Raw genomic sequence first — 11955 nt, forward strand, 5'->3', positions numbered from 1 at the left:
TTCCTTTTAAATAGTATCCGCTGAATTTCGATAATAACATAGTATATCAGCATTGTTCATATATTAATCATAGAGAATTTTAATCTAAAATTTTAAGCTCATTTGTGGTATTTTAATTGAATTTTGGTAAAAAACGGCAAATTGTTAACACCTATAGACGCACCTCTCCTATCCGCATATTTTTTAAAATCAACTATTTTTGATAAAATCCTTGTTCGGCTTATGCCAGCCCGAGTTTCATCAGTTTTTTTTCTTCAATCTTTTCTCCCATTAGAAGCTGAATAAACTTTTTAAGATTATAAGCGGTTTGACAAAGCAATGACCATATACGGTCTCCTTCAAATCCTCTATAAAGACTGCATCCAAAACCTCTAATATTTTTTGCAATAGCTATGAAACCTTCTGTTGCTGAACGGGCTTTACAGCAAAAACTCTGTTTTTCTTCGGATACATCTTTTTTACGCCCCAAAAAAACGTTACTGATATTGTCTGCAATTTTAAAATTACCATTGCTTCTGTAACCAAGGTCGGTAATAATATTTTCCGGTTCGCCTTTCATCCGTTTTTTGAACTGTTCGAGTGTTCCAGCAAAAAGCGTTTTATCATTTGGATTACCGATAAAATTTTCAATGGTAATCATGAATCCTTCCCTATTGAAAGTCATTTCCATTGTTGTGCCGAATTCACACTTCGGATGCTCTTTTCCTTTTACAATCGGGCGGGCATCCGGTTCATCAATGGATACAATCCGGTTTTTTATCTGTTTTTTACCTTCGAGTTTTTCTAAGGTTTGTGCTTCAAGAATAGTAAGAATAGCAAACATATTGTCAGCTTTTATTTGTTTTTTCTTTGTGGTCTTTAATGATTCAACTTTTTTATCAAATATTTTTAGAGCAGGAATAAATAATATATTAAATTTGAGTAACCATTCCAAACGGTTTTGTTTTTTGTTCAAAAAAAATTCTCGCCATAATTTTTTTACTTCATTATTGTCCCACCACAAGGAGATTTGATGCAAAACGGCAAATTGTTTCATTTTGTCAAAAGCTTTAAAAATTAAATGTACATCATTTGGATAGATAACGTTATTTTTCAATACGCTTGAATCTATCATAGCATTATCACCCTGTATTATCCCAGCTTTGCGTAGAACCTCAAAAACTTCTTTTTCTATAATTTCAACACCTTCTTCACCTATACGTTTTCGAAATACACATATAGAACTCGGATCCAGGCATGTTTGCAATTCCTCATTTGTGATGTTACAAAAATATTGAATATAGTGGTTTTCTTTTATATGCTTAACCATTTGCCTATCACTTAATTGATAGTATTTTATACAAATCAAAATCGCTGTCATCATCCTGAGAGATTTTCCAAAAGCACCCTGACTGGTGTTATAAAATTTACACAACTTTGTAATCATTTTTTGCCATGGAATTATCCCACGGATAATAACCAATTCCTGAACTGGATTGGTTATATTTGCTTTCACCCATTCATCAGAAAGAACTTCTTCAAAAGTATTTTTTATCATCAGAATACCTCCTATCCTTTTTAGAGTGCTTAAAATACCATTTAGCTGCAATTTAAAAAATGGCATATACTGCTATGGATAGCAAAGCATTTCTTTCATAAAAAAGAAATTCAGCAGATACTAAATAGGTGACGAACCAACTTCAATCTGTAATATTTTTCCAATCGGAATATAGGCGCTTAATGCATTCAATCTTTTACAAAATTGTTCCTGCGCTTTTCGGCGGCTTGGTTGTTGAAGAGGCTCCAATCGGACAACCACTCTGTCTGCTTCAGATTTGATCCATCCATGAGACTGAGTGATGGCATAAAACAAGTCCACATATTCATTTTCATTCGGGTAATGACACAATAACCAGTCAGTCATATCCTTACGCGCATTCCATAATGAAGCTGTAACAAAATCAAAAAGATTTTTTCCTTCATTATCAATCTTCTTAAAGGAATTATAATCCTCAAGAGTAGAAACATCCACCTTTTCAGGCAGTTGTTTTTTCTCATTGAGGAGCTTTGTGAGCTCTGCCTCTAACTGGCTTATTCCTGATTCTAAACAGGCTTTCAAGCTGTTTTCGCGCCTTGAGCCATCTTTGTTTAAAACTTCCTTAGTCCTTGAATTTTTTTTATGCTTTTTATCAAGCTTTTTACGTACGGTCTTAATTTCTTTCTCAATGGATTTGATAGCAGGATTTGCTATAAGCTGTTTATCGCTATCTAATGTTTTAAAGTCGGGGTGATAATGAAAAAGCTGTTGCTTAAAAAATAATTTACAAAGAGATGTGGAAAATCGTAAATTACAAGCTGCATAGAACCATTGCCAAACATCTCTTTTTGGAGGCAATTTATTGAGGCCCAAAATAAGCCCCGCTTCTTTCTGGTTAATATTTTTCAGTTGTTCTATGGATTTGATATTATTGGCGACCATCAACAAGAAAACTAAAAATATTTTATAGGCAGAACCAAAATAACCCATTATCAGCTTAAGCCATTGATTTGTACTAATTAAAACAATTAGATAAGGGAATATCCCTGCAAAACGAGTGAATTTCCAATCATGAAGGCTCTTAAATGGTTGTTCGTCTTTTGAAACAAGTTGTTCGCCGAATTCAAAATCAAGCTCCTGCTGTTTTTTTTGATTTTCTAATCGTTTAGCTTTTCTCTCTTTAGCGAGAATGACAGCCTTGGTGCCCTGTATGCGTTTGTGCTGCGTGCTCTTGCGATGTTGTTCAAGATTTTTGCCCATTTTGGGATTATATCCACCCAATAAGCCTTCTGTCCCAAATTTTTTTTTGCTCTCAATGTAATTGTGTATCGTTTGTCTGCTAATATTAAGGGCACCAGCCAATAAAGATTTATTCGCACCCAATTCAACGGCATCAACAACAAATATTTTTTTTGCCGGCTTGTCAGAAATATCAACCTTTTTAACAATGATATCGCGGTTTTTAAGGGTAATCATGTGCTTATTTCTTCTGTTAAAAACCAACGACAAATTTGCGCCAATCATTTTGGTGTTATCGTTTTTTTTCTTTGGTATATCTGGAAATAGTTGTTTTTGCATAATTGATACCTTAATGTGGTGTACGCAATGTGAATTTTTAATAAGGTATCACAAAAAAATATTTTTTACAAAATAAATTTACATTAAATAAAAGAAATAGTTAAAATAAAATAGGTTAAACATATGAATGTCCAACATTATGCTTGTCCAATAAATTACTGGAGAATAGTCTAACTACCTGAATAATAAGGCTTTACGCATTTCTATTCACTTTGTACGTTCCGAGGTCTGTTGTAGAAGCATGGTTAAAACTCTATTCAAAGGATCGCAACCATGCAAAATACAGCAAATACAGCCCTAACACTTTTTTGTCCCGGGAAAAGCTGCAAATGTTATCAATCAACCGAGAACAAAATCACCAAGGATGGAGTTTACATAACAAAATCCGATTTTGAGCCAAGACAAATGTTTTACTGCAATGGTGGCAAACATAGATTCTCAAAAACAGGATATTCCGATCTTTTTGGAAAGCATGGCAGTTTTAAAGAATATGAGCAAACGGCAAAGCTAAACTCTTACGGCCTTGGCACTAATGCAATTGCCGATGTACTTCAAAAAGATCGAAGGACAATTGAACAATGGCAAAAAGGCCAGCAATTTCACCTATTTCTTTGTTTTACTATCGGACTTACCATTGTATTTTTCCAGATGGATGAACTATGGTCTTACCTTAAAAATAAAAGTCAACAATTATGGGTTTTTATCGCTCTTGAATCAACAACAAAATTCTGGATCGGTTTCGAGTTGGGTTCAAGAACAACTTACACTGCAAACCGTTTAGTAAAGGGCGTTAAAAAGTTGGGCAAATGGGGAAAAGATAATATATTAAAGGTCGCTGCAGATAAATTAGCGGCTTACAAAAATACGCTCGAAAACATTATGTCTGAAATTCCTTATGCTTACCTGCAAATTGTTAAGCGCCGAATAAAGCGTCGGCTTGTAACAGTTAAAAAATATTTTGTAAAAGGTACTGTAAAAGATTTCCCCGGAAAAAGCCAAAACACCTCATTTATTGAGAGACTGAACCTTACCCTAAGGCAACATATCTCCTATCTTCAGAGAAAAACCCTGGGGTATTGCAAGAACAAGCTGAATTTTAGTAATGTAATGTGGATTAACTTATTCAACTATAATTACATACAATTTCATAAGAGCTTACGAATACGAATTAACAATGAAAACGAGAAATTTATAAAAAAGTATAACCATAATACACCGGCAATGCAGATGGAACTTACAAATTCTCCACTAAACTGGAGATATCTCATTACAGTCCCAATACCTTGTAAGTAGCTGATTTTTCAAACCTGCATTGTTTTGTAGGGACTACCCTTCCGTGAGGTTAAACAAAACTGGCACTTTGAACACCCGCCTAAGAAAACAAAGGAAGGGGTTTATGTTCAAGCATATATGACCATGGCCATGAAAGCTCTCACTACTGCTTTCCTGAAATGGCAGCAAGATCAACTTAAATTGGAAGCATTGGGCAAACCAGGCACCTGGCAGATGTACCGCCGAAAGCTTAAGGTCATCAATCGGAACAAATTGATTGTCTTTGCAGACGACTACTTTGGCATCTTCCCGTCACATGAAGTTTTCATGCTGGCAAATGTTTCTGTGCGCGATACGGAAAAAGAACTCAATATCACTCGAGACCAAATCTACGCCAAGTACACTGAACTGGTGCACGATAAAAAATCCTAAAAAAAATAAAGTTTTTTTTGCGGCCGACATATCTTCGCCACATACCTTATATCGGAGTTTTAGGTAAACAGGGAAAAAACTTGACATAATTTATCGTATCTGGCAATTTTAAAAAAATTTAAAATCTCATTGAATAATATTATATTTTCATAACGGCAAAAATGATTAAAGTAGGAATTATTGGGGGCTCCGGTCTGGATGATCCGGAAATACTCCATGGTGCAATAGAAATTAATGTCGATACACCTTACGGGAACCCCGCTTCTCCTTTAACAGCCGGCAGGATTGACGGTGTTGAGGTCCTTATTCTGGCCAGGCATGGTAAAAAACACAATTTCAGCCCGACCCAGGTTAATTACAGGGCAAATATTCATGCCATGAAAGACCAGGGCGTGACGCATATTATTGCCACAACCGCCTGCGGAAGCCTCAGGGAGGAAATCCGCCGGGGCGATTTTGTCATCATAGATCAGTTTATAGATTTTACGAGACACAGAATTATTACATTTAATGACTCCTTTGAAAACGGAGCCGCACACACACCTATGGCGGAACCGTTTGATGCCAAACTTAGGAAGCTTCTTTTTGAAACATCAGAAGAACTCGGTTTCAGGGTACATAAAATGGGGACTGTGATTACAATTGAGGGTCCAAGATTTTCTACTATCGCCGAGTCGAAGATGTTCAGAATCTGGGGAGCAGATATTATTAATATGTCTGTGGCTACAGAGGCTATATTGGCCAATGAGGCCGGTATTCCTTACTCTGTTGTTGCCATGTCCACCGATTATGATTGCTGGAAAGAGGATGAAGAGCATGTAACCTGGGCGGAGATCGTTGGAGTTTTTAAGGATAATGCAGACCGAGTAATAGAACTTTTAAAAAGAGTTATTCCCAGGATTGAGTGAAACTATGATAAATATAAAAAACAGCATAAGAACCGTGCCTGACTGGCCGGTCAAGGGTGTTATGTTCAGAGACATAACGACTCTTTTGCAGGATCCTGAATCCTTACGGGCGGCTTGTGATTTGCTTTACGATCGTTACAAGTCTATGAATATAGACAAGGTTGTAGGGATAGACGCAAGAGGCTTTATTTTTGGCGCGGTTCTGGCGTATAAGCTCAATACCGGTTTTGTGCCTGTTAGAAAAAAAGGAAAGCTGCCCTATAAAACCATAAGCGCTGAGTATACGCTGGAATATGGTAAAGATGTTGTTGAAATGCATGAAGATGCCGTTAAAAAGGATGAAAAGGTTGTCATAGTGGATGATCTGATAGCCACCGGCGGCACAATTGCCGCGACTGTAAATCTGGTCGAAAAACTAGGCGGGGAGATATTAGAGTGTGCCTTTATAGTTGAGCTTCCGGATCTGAAGGGAAGGGAAAAGATAAAAGGTCAAAAAATATTTGCATTAACTGAATTCGAGGGTGAGTAAAACAGCCCTTTAGGAGTTGAAATATGATATACGCATTGGTGGCAATGGGAGGCTTGGGTCTTGTAATCGGCGTGGTATTGGCTGCTGCATCAAAGATTTTCTATGTTTATGTTGATCCTTTAATCCTTGCGGTTGAAGATGCGCTTCCCGGTGCAAACTGCGGGGGTTGCGGGATGCCGGGCTGCAGCTCCAATGCCGAAGCGATTGTAGCAGGAAAGGCGGCTCCTAATTCATGTGTTGCCGCCGGGCCTGAAGTTGCAGAAGCGATAGCCGAAATTTTGGGCGTGAAGGTCGAGGCAAAAGAGCCTGATATTGCGAGCTTGGGTTGCACCTATGGAGTTAAGGATGCTGATATCAAGTATATTTATGACGGTTTGAATGACTGCAAGGCCGCGGCTCTTTTGAGCGGAGGCATGAAAGTATGCTCCATAGGATGTCTTGGTCTCGGAAGCTGCGTCAAGGCCTGCCAGTTCGGCGCTCTTTCAATGGGGCCGGATGGTTTGCCTGTGGTTGATGAAAAGCGCTGCACCGGCTGCGGGGCCTGTGAGCGGACATGCCCCAAAGGTATTATTAATCTTTTATCTGTTACAAGACGTATTTTGCGTGAATATACCACCGGGATGTGTACAACCCCCTGCCAGAGAGCCTGCCCGGCCGGAATAGACATATGTGAATATATAAAACAGATCAACCGGGGCGATTACCATAAGGCTGTACAGGTTATCAAGGAACGGCTGCCGTTTCCATCTGTTATAGGAAGAATATGCCCCAGGTTCTGCGAAGATGATTGCAGGCGTAAATATATAGATGAGCCTGTTGCAATAAATTTCCTTAAGCGCTTTGTTGCAGATTTTGAAAGGAAAAATGGAGAAAGGGTTCTGCCGTATAAAGCGCCTGATACGGAGCGTAAAATTGCCGTTATAGGCGGGGGAGTTGAAGGCCTTTCAACAGCATTTTTTGCCGCCCGTCTTGGCCACCAGGTGACAGTCTTTGAGGCCTCCGATGTATTGGGCGGACTCATGCGCAGCGCCATTCACCGGCAAAGACTTTCAATGGATATCCTTGACTGGGATATTGACGGTGTGTTGGAAATGGGTGTAACGGTTGAAACCAATAAAATTCTTGGCAATGATTTTTCGGTCGCGTCTCTTCTCAAGGATGGGTTTGAATCTGTTTTTGTTGCTTTAGGTGGCTGGGACAGCCGGCTTGCCGGAGGCTCCGCCAAAAGCTCCGATAAAGACTTGGGCAATGATTTTGTTGAGGCTATACCAGGCGTTTCTCTTTTGTTGGATGTAGTTAAATCAGGCCGGGATGGCAAAGGTGGATTTTCGTGCAAAACCGATGTTGTAATATCAGGGGGTGCAGAACTTGCCTTTGAGGCGGCAAGGATATGCAGGAAACTCGGCGCTGAAAAAATCAATATTCTTTTCAGAGAAACAAGGAAGGCCTGCAAGATCAATGCTGCTGAGCTGGAAAAAATTGAAAAGGAAAAAGCTGTAAAGATAATATTTAATGTCGGCATAAGCGGAATTTCAGGTGAATATGATAATCTTCTGGAACTGGAATATACCGAGCTTGACAGTATGAAAAAGAAAATTATTCCAGCGCATAATTTAATTGTTTCATCAGGCCGCCTGCCTGAATTTATTTTTTCTAATGCTGATGCGAATAAAGAGGATGATGCGGAACCGCAAACTGGTTTGCCGATTAAATGGAAAGGCGTTGAGCCCTATAAAACATCTGCCGATAAGAGCTTTACAGGCATTTTTTCAGATGTAGATACGCTGACCGATTATAGCGCTGCCATAAAAGCCATCGCAGCCGGAAGACGCGCTGCGGCTTCCATTCACCAAATTCTGTACGGGATCATGGTTTCGGTTCCGGAAAATCTGGTTACACCCCAATCTTTAATTCAAAATGTCAATCATCTTGAAGCTGTAAAGGCTGTTTCGCGAGTAATTATGCCTTTAAGCTCCACACCGGATCCGGGAGCAACGGAGGAACTGGAAAAGGGCTTTTCCGAAGAAATGGCCCGCAAAGAAGCCGCCAGGTGCCTGCAATGCGGGCTTATATGTTATAAAAAAACTGCGGATGAAACAGCCGTTACTGAATTAGGCAAGGCCGCATAATCTTTATCAGAAATTTACAAACTGAATAACTGCTTGATATTGTTAACTTTGGTGGATTCGTCGCTACGCTCCTTAATCCATCCTACAATTTTGGCCTTGATCATCGTTTCGGCCAGGGAGTTTTAGCAAATGCAGCCCGGCTGGCAATGTGAAATACACCACGTAACACTTAAAACTTTGCTCATACGATGTTCCAAGGCGTCTGTGGCCGAAACGATGATTAAGACCAAAATTTTATATAAAAGTTAGTAGTTTGTAGGGTGGATTAAGCGAAGCGAATCCACCAAAAAATATTGGTTGTTGACCAATTTTTTATTTTAACTATCAGATAGTTAAGATGAGTTAAGGATTCAGCGCTTTTTCCAACTGTTGCAGGTTTTTGTCTTTTCCTACAGCGATAAGGGTATCACCGGCTTTAATTTTTGTCTCAAAAGAAGGATTAAACAACATTCTGTCGTCTGCTTTTTTTATGGCGATTATTATCAAATTATATTCCTGCCTTATACCCGAATCTTTTAACATGACATTCGCCAGGGGTGATGAAGGACATACCGGGATCTCCTCCATCTGTATATCCTTACGCTGATGCTTAAGTGCCAGATCTAAAAAGCTGGTCACTGTCGGTCTTATAATTTTTTGCGCCATATTCTCGGCGCCCATGTCATATGGCGATTCAACAATCTCGGCTCCTGCTGCTATGAGTTTTGATTTAACGTCATTACTGCTGGCCCTGGCAATAATAAAAATTTCGGGATTAAGCTGTTTGGCAGTCAATACCAGGAAAACGTTGTCGGCATCTGTGGCAAGCGCTGCTATAACCCCTTTTGCCCGGTCTATTCCGGCTTTTTGCAGGTTTGATTCATCAACCGTGTCCCCGGTAATATAAAGCAGCCCATCCTCTTCCATAAACGGGATTAGCTCCTTATCTTTTTCGATCACCACTACATTGAACGGTTTTTTTCTTAAGCTATCGCAAATGACCTTCCCAATCCGGCCATAGCCGCAAATAATATAGTGATTTTTTAAACGTTTTATCCGTTTGTCCAATCTTCTCCTCCCAAGGATGGTTCGTATTTGGCCCTCTACTATAAATTGCACTAAAGCACCGGCAACATACAGACTTAAACCTACACCAAAAAAAATCAGAAAAATTGTAAAGATGCGCCCGGATTCATGGAGTTGATGTATTTCTCCATAACCTATCGTAGATATAGTAATAACAGTCATATAGATTGAATCAGCTAAATTCCAGCCCTCGACCATCATATATCCTATAGTACCGGAAGCCGTTATTATGATAGTTATCAAGATAGATATAATGAGATGTCTTGTCGTATTCATTTATCTTATTTTACCAGCGTAGCTTCTTGATTTTCAAGCGTAAAATGCTTGACGCAAATTGGTCGATCTGCTAACTGAGCTAAAATGGAAAAAGAAACTTTGTTATATAAACGGCTGCGTGACAACATGGTTGAGAAACAGATCGTATCCCGCGGCATAAGCGATCCCAAGGTTATAGCTGCTTTGCGCAATGTGCCCAGGCACATGTTTGTAAGTGAAGCCTTGATGGATCAGGCCTATGGTGATTTCCCTCTTCCCATAGGAGAACAGCAGACCATTTCGCAGCCGTATATTGTTGCAGAAATGACCCAGGCTCTTCAGCTGAATAAAGGTGACCGGGTCCTTGAAATAGGAACCGGCTCAGGATATCAGGCCGCAATACTTGCTGAAATTGTATTTCGGGTTTATACGATAGAGAGGATAAATTCTCTTTATATAAAAGCGCGAAAACTTTTTGATAAACTCTGCTATCACAATATAATCACAAAATATTCTGACGGAACCACGGGCTGGCAAGACGAAAGTCCATTTGATGCAATCATAATTACAGCCGGCGCTCCTAAAATACCAAAAACCCTGGTTGATCAGCTTGCTGTTGGCGGCCGCATGATTTTACCTGTGGGAGCTAGTTTTTCCCAGAAACTGATTAAGCTCTACAGGGATCAGGACGGCATACATACCGCTAATCTTGGAGGATGCAGATTTGTCAAGCTTGTGGGCGAACACGGCTGGGATAAACAATAGATTTTAACTGCATTTTGAAAACCCGCAAGCATGACAAACAAGACACCCTTCCATATGCGCCAATAAGCCGCCGCATTCAGGGCAGACACCAATCATAGGGTTCTTTTCAACAAGATTCGAACCTGACAGACCTTTCAAAACCTGGGCAATTGCGTCCGGGCATGAGAGTACCATTTTGCCGTTCTGCCATGCCGGTGAAGGGCACCTGATTCCTGTAAGCTGTTTTATTATAGCTTCTGCTTTAACACCTGAGCGCAAGGCCAGGGAAATTAACCTGCCGGCGGCTTCTATCTGGGAAGAAGCACATCCTCCGGTTTTGCCCATCTGGGCAAATACTTCACACATGCCTTTTTCATCATAATTGATTGTAACATAAAGTTTGCCGCACCCGGTGCTGATACGTTCCGTAATGCCATGTGTCCGCGCCGGTCTCGGCCTGGGCGCGATTGTTTCCGCTCCCCCGGCGACAGCTTCAATATTCAGCACCTGCCTGTCACGACTTCCGTATCTATATATAGTTACACCTTTGCAGCCCTTATGGTATGCTGATAGATAGGCTCGCTCAATATCTTCAGGTGTTGCATCAAAAGAAAGATTAATTGTTTTGGAAACTGCATTATCAGTAAATTTTTGAAATGCAGCTTGAATTTTTACATGCCATTCGGCTGAAATATCATGGGATGTTACAAATATTTTTTTAAAATGAGATGGTATCTTGTCGACCTGCTGTATGGAACCTGTTTCGGAAATAGCCTTCACAAGTTCATCGTTAAAAAACCCTTCTTTTTTTGCTTTTTCAACAAAAATGGGATGTAATTCAATAAGCTTTTTTTTATCAAGCACATGCCGCGCATATGTTAAAGCGAAAATCGGTTCTATACCGCTTGATGTGCCTGCAATAATGCTTATGGTACCTGTCGAAGCGATTGTTGTAGTAGTGGCATTGCGCATATACGGAGTTGAAGGGTGATTGAAAATACTATCCTTGTAACCTGGAAAATTACCCCGTTTTTTTGCAAGACCGGCAGATGCCTTTCTGGATTCCTGTAAAATATAAGACATAACCGTTTCGGCCTGTTTAACAGCCTCATCAGAATCATAGGGTATGTCAAGCTGTACCAGCATATCTGCAAACCCCATAATGCCGAGTCCGATTTTTCTTGTGCTTTTGCTCATTCTTTCGATACGTGCAAGGGGATATTTATTAACCTCAATGACGTTGTCAAGAAAATGAACTGCATCATGCACCGTTCTTTTAAGGCGGTTAAGATCTAATCTGTTTTTTGTGATCATTGCGGATAGATTTATGGAACCGAGGGTGCAGGATTCATATGGCAGCAGGGGCTGCTCACCGCAGGGATTTGTGGCTTCAATTTTTCCAAGTTCCAGGTAGGAGCATCGGTTACCCGACGCCCCCCCTACAGACCCGTACGTGAAGATTTCCCTCATACGGTTCCTCGGTTCAAATCCTTTTTACCGGATTATCAACCAAACAGGCGACACCCC

10 protein-coding genes are annotated in these 11955 nt (G+C 40.1%); 6 read left to right on the forward strand and 4 right to left on the reverse strand.

What is annotated here, in order from left to right; translation table 11 throughout:
* Window positions 1-220: 220 nt before the first annotated feature.
* Together BuS5_RS13300 and BuS5_RS13305 are read right to left on the reverse strand one after the other, a co-directional pair.
* On the reverse strand, window positions 221-1537 hold the full coding sequence (locus BuS5_RS13300; RefSeq protein ID WP_274427662.1) for a transposase: 1317 nt from the start codon (window positions 1535-1537) through the stop codon (window positions 221-223).
* Window positions 1538-1657: 120 nt separating this feature from the next.
* The gene (locus tag BuS5_RS13305) at window positions 1658-3094 is read right to left on the reverse strand and encodes a hypothetical protein (RefSeq protein WP_274427727.1); all 1437 of its coding nucleotides are present in this window, start codon (window positions 3092-3094) and stop codon (window positions 1658-1660) included.
* Window positions 3095-3367: 273 nt separating this feature from the next.
* On the opposite strand from BuS5_RS13305, the gene BuS5_RS13310 reads away from it, so the two are divergent.
* From BuS5_RS13310 to BuS5_RS13330, 5 genes are all read left to right on the forward strand, one after another.
* Window positions 3368-4387 carry an IS1 family transposase gene (locus tag BuS5_RS13310; RefSeq protein WP_274427728.1) on the forward strand — a complete coding sequence of 340 codons (1020 nt, stop codon included), beginning with the start codon at window positions 3368-3370 and terminating at the stop codon, window positions 4385-4387.
* Window positions 4388-4510: 123 nt separating this feature from the next.
* Entirely contained in the window at window positions 4511-4798 is a 288-nt protein-coding gene (locus BuS5_RS13315; RefSeq protein ID WP_274427729.1) for a hypothetical protein, read from the forward strand.
* A gap of 161 nt (window positions 4799-4959) precedes the next feature.
* Window positions 4960-5706 (forward strand): S-methyl-5'-thioadenosine phosphorylase, encoded by a 747-nt coding sequence (mtnP, locus tag BuS5_RS13320; RefSeq protein WP_027354901.1) that lies wholly within the window; start codon window positions 4960-4962, stop codon window positions 5704-5706.
* Window positions 5707-5710: 4 nt separating this feature from the next.
* Window positions 5711-6235, forward strand: coding sequence for an adenine phosphoribosyltransferase (locus BuS5_RS13325; protein WP_232223115.1), 525 nt, complete (start codon window positions 5711-5713; stop codon window positions 6233-6235).
* A 23-nt stretch (window positions 6236-6258) separates the two neighbouring features.
* On the forward strand, window positions 6259-8364 hold the full coding sequence (locus BuS5_RS13330; RefSeq protein ID WP_027354903.1) for an RnfABCDGE type electron transport complex subunit B: 2106 nt from the start codon (window positions 6259-6261) through the stop codon (window positions 8362-8364).
* Between the two features lie 342 nt (window positions 8365-8706).
* Here the strand turns inward: BuS5_RS13330 and BuS5_RS13335 are convergent, their stop codons facing one another.
* Complete coding sequence (locus tag BuS5_RS13335; protein WP_027354904.1) at window positions 8707-9705, reverse strand: potassium channel family protein; 999 nt, start codon at window positions 9703-9705, stop codon at window positions 8707-8709.
* Between the two features lie 84 nt (window positions 9706-9789).
* Here BuS5_RS13335 and BuS5_RS13340 point away from each other — a divergent pair, with 84 nt between their 5' ends.
* The gene (locus BuS5_RS13340) at window positions 9790-10449 is read left to right on the forward strand and encodes a protein-L-isoaspartate(D-aspartate) O-methyltransferase (RefSeq protein ID WP_027354905.1); all 660 of its coding nucleotides are present in this window, start codon (window positions 9790-9792) and stop codon (window positions 10447-10449) included.
* Between the two features lie 3 nt (window positions 10450-10452).
* Here the strand turns inward: BuS5_RS13340 and BuS5_RS13345 are convergent, their stop codons facing one another.
* Window positions 10453-11898, reverse strand: a complete 1446-nt coding sequence (locus tag BuS5_RS13345) for a TSCPD domain-containing protein (RefSeq protein ID WP_051375144.1) — start codon at window positions 11896-11898, stop codon at window positions 10453-10455.
* Window positions 11899-11955: the final 57 nt, after the last annotated feature.

This window comes from Desulfosarcina sp. BuS5 (assembly GCF_028752835.1).
GTDB lineage: Bacteria > Desulfobacterota > Desulfobacteria > Desulfobacterales > BuS5 > BuS5.

Bases quoted from the DNA above. Each gene is read 5' to 3' on its own strand.
- BuS5_RS13335 (WP_027354904.1), bottom strand. From the start codon at position 9,705: ATGAATACGACAAGACATCTCATTATATCTATCTTGATAACTATCATA.
- BuS5_RS13340 (WP_027354905.1), top strand. From the start codon at position 9,790: ATGGAAAAAGAAACTTTGTTATATAAACGGCTGCGTGACAACATGGTT.
- BuS5_RS13300 (WP_274427662.1), bottom strand. From the start codon at position 1,537: ATGATAAAAAATACTTTTGAAGAAGTTCTTTCTGATGAATGGGTGAAA.
- BuS5_RS13325 (WP_232223115.1), top strand. From the start codon at position 5,711: ATGATAAATATAAAAAACAGCATAAGAACCGTGCCTGACTGGCCGGTC.
- BuS5_RS13305 (WP_274427727.1), bottom strand. From the start codon at position 3,094: ATGCAAAAACAACTATTTCCAGATATACCAAAGAAAAAAAACGATAAC.
- BuS5_RS13345 (WP_051375144.1), bottom strand. From the start codon at position 11,898: ATGAGGGAAATCTTCACGTACGGGTCTGTAGGGGGGGCGTCGGGTAAC.
- BuS5_RS13315 (WP_274427729.1), top strand. From the start codon at position 4,511: ATGGCCATGAAAGCTCTCACTACTGCTTTCCTGAAATGGCAGCAAGAT.
- BuS5_RS13330 (WP_027354903.1), top strand. From the start codon at position 6,259: ATGATATACGCATTGGTGGCAATGGGAGGCTTGGGTCTTGTAATCGGC.
- BuS5_RS13310 (WP_274427728.1), top strand. From the start codon at position 3,368: ATGCAAAATACAGCAAATACAGCCCTAACACTTTTTTGTCCCGGGAAA.
- mtnP (WP_027354901.1), top strand. From the start codon at position 4,960: ATGATTAAAGTAGGAATTATTGGGGGCTCCGGTCTGGATGATCCGGAA.